Source organism: Quisquiliibacterium sp. (assembly GCF_982640115.1).
Window position 1 is genome coordinate 1 of sequence record NZ_CEXFHW010000184.1, and the last position, 7,502, is coordinate 7,502.

Sequence of the window (7,502 nt, forward strand, 5' to 3'; positions counted from 1 at the left end):
CTTCGATGCCGTTGATGGCGATGATGTCGCCAGCCTGCGCCTCATCGACCACCTCGCGCTCGAGACCCTTGAAGCGCCGCACCTGGTTGACCTTGCCGCTCACCGGGGCACGCCCGGTGACGGCCGGATCGCCGAACATCACCAGCACCTGCTGGCCGGTGCGCACCCGGCCGCGCGCCACCCGGCCAATCCCGATCTTGCCGACATAGCTGGAGTAGTCGAGCGCCGAGATCTGCAGCTGCAGCGCGCCCTCGACATCGTCGGCGCGGGCCGGCACATGCGCGAGAACCGCCTCGAAAAGCGGCGCCATGCTCAGGCCCATCGCCTGGGCCGCGGCCGCGCCGTCGACCCCACCCGCGGGCAGGTCGCGGATGGCCGACAGGGCGAAGCCGTTGACCGCAGAGGCATAGACCACCGGAAAGTCGAGCTGCTCCTCGGTGGCGCCAAGCTTGTCGAAGAGGTCGAAGGTCTGGCTCACCACCCAGTCGGGGCGGGCACCCGGGCGATCGATCTTGTTGATGACGACGATGGGACGCAGGCCCAGCGCCAGTGCCTTGCGGGTGACGAAGCGGGTCTGCGGCATGGGGCCTTCGACCGCGTCGACCAGCAGCAGCACGCCATCGACCATCGAGAGCGCACGCTCGACCTCGCCGCCGAAGTCAGCGTGACCGGGGGTGTCGACGATGTTGATCCGGGTGCCGTCGTATTCGACCGCGCAGTTCTTGGCGAGGATGGTGATGCCACGCTCGCGCTCGAGGTCGTTGCTGTCCATCACGCGTTCGGCCACCTGCTGGTTGGCGCGGAAGGTTCCCGACTGCCGCAGCAGCTGGTCGACCAGGGTGGTCTTGCCGTGGTCGACGTGGGCGATGATCGCGATGTTGCGGATCGGGGTGGTCATGAGGGACTCGTTGGGTTGATGCAAAAGGGAAGGAGACGGCGCGGCGCGAGCAGCCCGTCGTCGTACTGGCCGGTGCCGATCAGGCGCGCACCGTGGTAGACGCGCACCCGCTGACCGCTGTCCGGCGCGCAGGCCCGATCGGGTTCCGCGCGGGTGTTGGCGGCCAGCCGCAGGCGCTGGCCGTGCAGGAAGCGGCGTGCATGCGGCTCGTCGAGCACCAGCGGCGGCAGTCCCGCCACCAGCGTGTCGGCCGGCCGCAGCAGCGCCAGCCGCTCGGGCAGGTCGAGGGATTCGAGCAGGGCCAGCGTCACCGCGCCCTGCAGGCCGAGCCCACCGACGCGTTCGCGCCGCAGCGCCACGAGATGCGCGCCGCACCCCAGGCGCTCGCCGATGTCCTGGGCCAGCGTGCGGATGTAGGTGCCCTTGCCGCAGCGCACCGAGATCTCGGCCCGCAGCGAACCGGGCTCACCCTCGGCCACGCCGGGCACCGGCTCGAGGCCGAGCAGCTCGATGGCATCGATGTGCACCGTGCGCGGCGCGCGCTCGAGCTCGATGCCTTCGCGGGCATACTCGTAGAGCGGTCGGCCGTCGCGCTTGAGCGCCGAGAACATCGGCGGCACCTGCTCGATGCGCCCGACATGGGCGGCACAGGCCTCGCGCAGCGCCGCCTCGCTGACGGCCACCGGCCGCCGGCGAAGCTCGCGCCCTTGCGCATCGGCGGTGTCGGTGACGATGCCCATCAGCATCGTGGCGCGATAGCCCTTGTCGGCTTGCAGGCTCTCATGCGAGAACCGGGTGGCCAGCCCGAAGGCCAGGGGCAGCAGGCCGGTGGCCATCGGGTCGAGCGTGCCGCCATGGCCAGCCTTGCGCGCGCCGAGCAGCCGCTTGACGCGGTTGAGCGCGTCGGTCGAGCCCCAGCCCGCCGGCTTGTCCAGCAGCATCACGCCGTCGATGTCCTGTGTTTCCTGGCGATTCATGATCGGGCGGCGTGGCCGCGGGTAGGACGCGGCGCAGGCCGCGGTGAAGCATGAGCGGCCGGGATGACCGGCCGAAGACGACCCGCCGAGCGGGTCAGTCGCGGGCCTGTACCGAGTTGGCCGCGTCGATGAGCGCCGACATGCTCGCGCCACGCCCCACCGAAGGGTCGTGGACGAAACGCAGTTCCGGCGTGGTGTGGATGCGCACCCGCCTGCCGAGCTGCGAGCGCAGAAAGCCCGCCGCGCGGCGCAGCCCCTGGAGCGTGAGCTCGAGCGTGGCCGGGTCGTCGGGGAGCACGCTGAACCACACCGTGGCATAGGCGTAGTCGGGCGTGAGGTCGACACCGGTGAGGGTGACCAGACCCACCCTGGGATCCTTGAGCTCGCCGCGGACCATCTCGGCGAGCTCGTGGTGGATCTGCTCGGCCACGCGCGCGCCGCGGCCGCTGCCGCCGGGTTTGTGGCGGGTCATAGGCTGCGAGCGACCTCCTTCACCTCGAAGGCCTCCAGCTGGTCGCCTTCCTTGATGTCGTCGTAGCCGCGCAGCGACAGGCCGCACTCGAAGCCTTCCTTGACCTCGCGGACATCGTCCTTGAAGCGCTTGAGGGACTCGAGCTCGCCCGTCCAGATGACGGTCTGGTCGCGCAGCAGGCGGATCTTGGAATTGCGGCGCACCAGACCCTCGGTGACCATGCAGCCAGCGATCGTGCCCACCTTGGAGATGCGGAAGATCTGGCGGATCTGAACCATGCCGGTGATCTCCTCGCGCTGTTCGGGCGCGAGCATGCCGGACATGGCCAGCTTCACGTCATCGACCGCCTCGTAGATGATGTTGTAGTAGCGGATGTCGATGCCGTTGGACTCGGCAAGGCGCTTGGCCTGCTGGTCGGCGCGCACATTGAAGCCGATGACCACGGCCTTGGACGCGGTGGCGAGGTTGATGTCGCTCTCGGTGATGCCGCCCACCGCCGAGTGAACCACCTGGACCTTGACCTCGTCGGTGGAGAGCTTGGCCATCGCGTGGACGAGCGCCTCCTGCGAGCCCTGGACATCGGACTTGATGATCAGCGAGAGGGCCTTGGCGGCACCCTCGTTCATCTGCTCGAACATGTTCTCGAGCTTGGCGGCCTGCTGGCGGGCGAGCTTGACATCGCGGAACTTGCCCTGACGGAAGAGCGCGATTTCCCGGGCCTTGCGCTCGTCGCCGAGCACCAGCACCTCTTCACCGGCCTGCGGCACCTCGGACAGACCCTGGATCTCGACCGGGATGGACGGGCCGGCCTCCGTGACCGGCTTGCCGGCCTCGTCGAGCATGGCACGCACCCGGCCGAAGACGCTGCCGGCGAGCAGCACATCGCCGCGCTTGAGGGTTCCCGACTGCACCAGCACGCTGGCCACCGGACCACGGCCCTTGTCGAGGCGGGCCTCGATCACCAGGCCCTTGGCCGCGCCCTCGCGCGGTGCGCGCAGCTCGAGCACCTCGGCCTGCAGCAGCACATTCTCGAGCAGCGTGTCGATGCCGGCACCGGTGCGGGCCGAGACCTCGACGAAGGGCGACTCGCCGCCGTACTCCTCGGGCACCACCTCCTGCGCGACCAGTTCCTGCTTGACCCGGTCGGGATTGGCCTCGGGCTTGTCGATCTTGTTGATGGCAACCACGATCGGCACCGATGCCGCCTTGGCGTGGTGGATGGCCTCGATGGTCTGAGGCATGACGCCGTCATCGGCCGCCACCACCAGGATGACGATGTCGGTGGCCTTGGCACCGCGTGCCCGCATGGCCGTGAAGGCCTCGTGACCCGGGGTGTCGAGGAAGGTGATCACGCCGCGCGGGGTCTCGACGTGATACGCGCCGATGTGCTGCGTGATGCCACCGGCTTCACCCGCCGCCACCTTGGCGCGGCGGATGTAATCGAGCAGCGAGGTCTTGCCGTGATCGACGTGGCCCATGACGGTGACCACCGGCGGGCGGCTGAGCTGCTCGACATCGGTGACCGGCGCCTCCTCGAGGAAGGTCTCGGGATCGTCGAGCTTGGCGGCCACCGCCTTGTGACCCATCTCTTCGACCAGGATCATCGCGGTTTCCTGATCGAGCACCTGGTTGATGGTGACCATCTGACCGAGTTGCATCAGTCGCTTGATCACCTCGGCCGCCTTGACCGACATCTTGTGGGCGAGATCGGCCACGGTGATGGTCTCGGCGACGTGCACCTCGCGCACCACCGGTTCGTTGGAGCCCTGGCTGCCGGCCGCGTCGTCGCGGTGATCGCGGTGACGGCCACCGCCGCGCGGACCGCCGCGCCAGCCGCTGGCGCCACCGGTGTCGCCTCGCGTCTTGAGGGCCCGCCGCTTGGCGCCTTCCTCGTGCCAGGACGAGGAGAGCTTCTCGGACTTGACGTGCTTCTTGTCCTTGCTGTCGGCGGTGGTTGCCGCCGGCTTGGCATCCGTCTTGGCCGTGACCGGGCGATGCAGGGTGCCGGTGGTGGCGCCCTTGGCACCCGGGGCACCGGGCGCACCCGGCTTGGCCGCGGCCGCTTCCGGCTTGACCGGTGCCGGCGGCGGCGCCTCGGCCACCTTGGGCTGCGGGCGACGCTGGGCGTTCATCAGCCGGTTGATCTCGGCGACCTCGGCTTCGGCGCGACGGCGCGCCTCGGCGCGGGTTGCGGCCTCCTGCTGGGCACGGGCGGCGGCAGCCGCAGCCTGATCGACCGCCTCGACCGCGGCGCGGGTCTGGGCCACGGCCTGCTGGCGGTCGTCTTCGGACTGGGGCTTGACCGCTTCGGCACCGGCGGCAACCGCGCCGGGCGCGGCTGCCGGCGCCTGGGCCGAGGCCTGGGCGGCGGCCAGCTGAGCCAGCCGCTCGCGTTCGATGCGCGCCGCTTCCTCGCGACGGGCCGCTTCGGCGGCCGCTTCCTGCTCGCGCTCGCGCTCGCGCTCGAGGGCCTCCTGCTTGGCCTGCAACTCGGCCGCCTGCTGTTCGAGCAACTGGCGGTTGCGCTCTTCTTCTTCGGCGAGGCGACGGGCCTCCTCCTCGGCGGCGCGGGCGGCTTCGGCAGCCGCTTCGGCGGCGGCGGCCTCGGCGGCAGCGGCTTCAGCGGCAGCGGCCTCGGCAGCTGCCGAATCGGCCAGTCCGTCGGCGCCGTCACGCTGGACGAACACCCGCTTCTTGCGGACCTCGACCTGGATGGTGCGGGCCTTGCCCGAACCATCGGCCTGCTTGATCTCGGAGGTCTGCTTGCGGGTGAGGGTGATCTTCTTCTTCTTGAGCGGGTCGTCGGCGCCGTGGGCCCGCCGCAGCGCCGTGAGCAGCTGCTCCTTGTCGGCCTCGGTGAGGCTGTCCTGCGGAGAGGACTTGTTCACGCCGGCCGTACGCAGCTGCTCGAGCAGCACGTCAGCGGGCATCTTCAGCTCGGCAGCGAATTTCGCTACGTTGGTCAGCACCATCGTCATCCTTTGGGTCGCGCCCGCCGTCTCAGGCCGACTCGTTCTCGAACCAGTGCGCACGCGCCTTGAGGATCAGCTCGCGGGCCCGCTCCTCGTCGACGCCGGTGGCCTCGACCAGCTCGTCGACCGCGAGTTCCGCCAGCTCGTCACGCGTGAACACGCCGCTGTCGGCCAGGCGGGCCGCCAGCTGCCGGTCCATGCCCTCGAGGGTGAGCAGATCTTCCGCGGTCTTCTCGATCTTCTCCTCGGTGGCAATCGCCTCGGTCAGCAGCACATTGCGCGCGCGGTTGCGCAGCTCGTTGACCGTGTCTTCGTCGAAGGCCTCGATCTCGAGCATCTCGTTGATCGGCACATAGGCCACTTCCTCGACGCTGGTGAAGCCCTCGTCGATGAGGATGTCGGCAACCTCCTCGTCGACATCGAGCTTGTGCATGAAGAGGTCGCGCACCACCATGCGCTCGGAGGTCGACTTCTGCTGCGACTCGTCGGCGCTCATGATGTTGATCTGCCAGCCGGTGAGCTCGGAGGCCAGGCGCACATTGCGCCCGCCGGTGCCGATCGCCAGCGCGAGGTTGTCCTCGTCGACCACCACATCCATGCTGTGGCGGTCTTCGTCGACCACGATGGAAGACACATTGGCCGGCGCGAGCGCGCCGATCACGAACTGCGCCGGGTCTTCGGACCAGAGCACGATATCGACCCGCTCGCCGGCGAGCTCGCCGGTGACGGCCTGCACGCGCGAGCCGCGCACGCCCACGCAGGTGCCGATCGGATCGATGCGACGATCCTTGGTGAAGACCGCGATCTTGGCGCGAACGCCCGGGTCGCGCGCGGCAGCCTTGATCTCGAGCAGACCCTGCTCGATCTCGGGCACCTCGAGCGCGAACAGGTGGCGGATGAAGTCGGGCGAGGTGCGCGACAGGATGAGCTGCGGCCCGCGGCCTTCGCGGTTGACCCGCAGGGACATCGCACGCACCCGGTCACCCACCCGTAGATTCTCCTTGGGAATCATCTGGTCGCGCGGCAGCCGCGCCTCGAGCTTGCCAGCCTCGATGACCGCGCCTTCGCGGTCGATGCGCTTGACCGTGCCCGAGAGGATCGGCTCTTCGCGGGCGAGGAAGTCGGCGATGATCTGCTCGCGCTCGGCATCGCGGATCTTCTGGAGGATGACCTGCTTGGCGGCCTGCGCCCCGATGCGGCCGAGATCGATCGCGTCGAGTTCCTCTTCGATGAAGTCACCCACCTGCACATCGGGGATCTGCTTCTGGGCCTCGGACACGATCATCTGCAGGTCGTGGTCCTCGAGTTCGCCGTCCGGCACCACCTGCCAGCGGCGGAAGGCCTCGTAGTCGCCGCTCATGCGGTCGATGGCGACCCGCGCATCGATGTCTTCCTTGAAGCGCTTCTTGGTCGCGGATGCGAGCGCACTCTCGAGGGCCTGGAACACCACCTCTCGGGCCACATTCTTTTCGCGCGCCAGCGCGTCTACCAGCAACAGGACTTCACGGCTCATGGCCAGGCCTCCTAGAACGCCACCTTGGGCACCAGACGTGCCCGATCGATCTCGTCGAGCGCAAACACCAGCTTTCGCGCCGCCGGCTGCTCGCCCGTCACCGCCCGGGACTTGCCGCCAACGGCCACTGCATCGCGGGAGACCCGGCGCGCCGCCCCGGGCCTGGGTGGCGCCACCCGGGCACCGCCTCGCGGCGCCGGTGCGGGCTCGATCAGCACCAGCCCGAAACGGCCATCGGGCTCGACCTCGAGAATGCCCTCGAAGTGCCGCCGCCCTTCCAGCGGGCGCTTGAGCTTGACCGTGACCTCCTCGCCCGCGAACCGCACGAAGTCGGCCGGCTTCTTCAGCGGCCGATCAAGGCCCGGCGAGGAAATCTCCAGCCGCTTGTAATCGACATCCTCGACGCCCAGCACCGCGGAGAGCTGCCGGCTGACCGCCTCGCAGTCTTCCATCCGGATGCCTTCAGGCCGGTCGATGAACACGCGCAGCACGCCCCCGACCGCCATTTCGGCGTCGACCACCTCATAACCCATGCCGACGACCGTCGACTCGACGGCGGACTGCCACGAACCCAACAGACTGATTCCCGTGAGAGAGTTGACCGGGATGCCGCCTGCGGCCCGATAGCGCGCTGCAGGGCGACATCACAAAGCGCCTGCGCAAAAAAAAA

At 69.2% G+C, this 7,502-nt stretch carries 6 protein-coding genes; all 6 read right to left on the bottom strand.

Annotated elements, in window-relative coordinates:
• A partial coding sequence (locus AC2H6A_RS16315) for a GTP-binding protein (RefSeq protein ID WP_484274773.1) occupies positions 1-898 on the bottom strand: 898 nt, incomplete at its 3' end.
• Positions 895-1,875 (bottom strand): tRNA pseudouridine(55) synthase TruB, encoded by a 981-nt coding sequence (truB, locus tag AC2H6A_RS16320; RefSeq protein ID WP_484274774.1) that lies wholly within the window; start codon positions 1,873-1,875, stop codon positions 895-897. The genes truB and AC2H6A_RS16315, both read right to left, overlap by 4 nt.
• 94 nt (positions 1,876-1,969) lie before the next feature.
• On the bottom strand, positions 1,970-2,347 hold the full coding sequence (rbfA, locus tag AC2H6A_RS16325; RefSeq protein ID WP_484274775.1) for a 30S ribosome-binding factor RbfA: 378 nt from the start codon (positions 2,345-2,347) through the stop codon (positions 1,970-1,972).
• Positions 2,344-5,319 (bottom strand): translation initiation factor IF-2, encoded by a 2,976-nt coding sequence (gene infB / locus AC2H6A_RS16330; protein ID WP_484274776.1) that lies wholly within the window; start codon positions 5,317-5,319, stop codon positions 2,344-2,346. Before infB ends, rbfA begins: the two co-directional genes overlap by 4 nt.
• 28 nt (positions 5,320-5,347) lie before the next feature.
• Positions 5,348-6,832 (bottom strand): transcription termination factor NusA, encoded by a 1,485-nt coding sequence (gene nusA / locus AC2H6A_RS16335; RefSeq protein WP_484274777.1) that lies wholly within the window; start codon positions 6,830-6,832, stop codon positions 5,348-5,350.
• A gap of 11 nt (positions 6,833-6,843) precedes the next feature.
• Positions 6,844-7,407: a ribosome maturation factor RimP gene (gene rimP, locus AC2H6A_RS16340; RefSeq protein WP_484274778.1), complete on the bottom strand. Its 564-nt coding sequence runs from the start codon at positions 7,405-7,407 to the stop codon at positions 6,844-6,846.
• Positions 7,408-7,502: the final 95 nt, after the last annotated feature.